The sequence below is a fragment of the Stutzerimonas stutzeri genome, from assembly GCF_013522825.1.
Taxonomy (GTDB): Bacteria; Pseudomonadota; Gammaproteobacteria; order Pseudomonadales; family Pseudomonadaceae; genus Stutzerimonas; species Stutzerimonas stutzeri_AK.
The window spans coordinates 1-1,320 of the sequence record NZ_JAAMQZ010000098.1 but is presented as its reverse complement, the minus strand read 5'-3'; the positions used below and the strand labels follow the sequence as shown (position 1 = coordinate 1,320).

The window sequence follows — 1,320 nt, the reverse complement described above, 5'->3', positions numbered from 1 at the left end:
TGTCCCGTCCTGAATAAGGTTTACACCTTTCCCCCGAGAACCTGGAGACCTCGATGGATCAAGGTGTTAAGCGAACCCAGCGTGATTACTCACTGACTTTTAAATTGGCTGTGGTCGACCAGATCGAAAAAGGCGAGCTGACCTACAAGCAGGCCCAGGCTCAGTACGGGATCCAGGGCAGGTCTACGGTTTTGGTATGGTTGCGCAAGCATGGTCGGCAAGATTGGAGTCAGGGGGCTTCGGTTCGACCCGGCAGGAGCGAAGTCATGACCGATCCAGCAAACCTGACGCCTGAGCAGCGGATCAAAGAGCTCGAACAGCAACTGCAGGTCATGAGGCAAAAGGCCCAGTTCTTCGAGTCCGTGGTCGATGTGCTGAAAAATGACTACGGTGTTTCGATCGTAAAAAAGCGACCCGGCAAGTCCTCTCGCAAAAGCAAGTTGAAGGACTGAGCATCGTCAGGGCTTGCCAGTTTCTGTCCATCAGCCGCCAGGCTTACTACAAGCGTAACCGTAGCGCCGATCAGCGTCGCCTGCAGAGCGAGCAGGTGGCCTGCTACGTCCGGCGTGTAAGGCTACGTCAGCCGCGCATAGGCACGCGCAAGCTGCATTATCTGCTGAGCAACCAATCGAATGATGACCTGAAAGTGGGCCGTGACAGGCTGTTCGGGATCCTGACTGAGCATCGTCTACTGGTGCTGCCCAAACGTGCGTACCACAAGACAACCCATAGTTTTCACCGCTTCTACCGCCACCCGAATCTGCTCAAACCTGGTCCCGACCAGATCACTGCAGCGGCGCCCGAACATGTCTGGGTGGCCGATATCACTTACCTTCCCAGCCGCAGCGGTCCGCTCTATCTGAGTTTGGTTACCGATGCCTACTCACGCAAGATCGTTGGCCATCACGTGCACGAGAGCCTCCATGCCGAATCCGTGGCCATGGCCTTCAGGCATGCCCTGAGGCAGCGCCGCAGCAATCAGGTGTTGATCCATCACTCTGATCGCGGGATCCAGTATTGCTCAGCGCTGTATCAAGCCCTTCACATGCACCACAACGTCCAATGCTCGATGACCGACGGATACGACTGCTACCAGAACGCGCTCGCCGAGCGAGTAAACGGAACACTCAAGAATGAACTGATGCTGCGTAGCCCCGGTGACCTGAAGCAGGCAAGAGCAATGGTCAGGGAAGCCATCGAGGTCTACAACACGGAACGACCGCATCTGTCTCTGAAATACAAAACGCCCGATGCCGTGCATCGGGCGTTTTAGTACCGAAATCTAGCTGAATCGGTGTAAACCTATTTCAGGACTAGACA

Annotated in this window: 1 protein-coding gene; it reads left to right on the top strand. The window is 55.6% G+C overall.

Annotated features, from left to right (window positions below; translation table 11 throughout):
* Nucleotides 1-53: 53 nt before the first annotated feature.
* A protein-coding gene (locus G7020_RS23750) for an IS3 family transposase (RefSeq protein ID WP_181087218.1) occupies nucleotides 54-1,273 on the top strand; the annotation gives its coding sequence in 2 pieces (ribosomal slippage) (nucleotides 54-402 and nucleotides 402-1,273; 1,221 coding nt in all).
* Nucleotides 1,274-1,320: the final 47 nt, after the last annotated feature.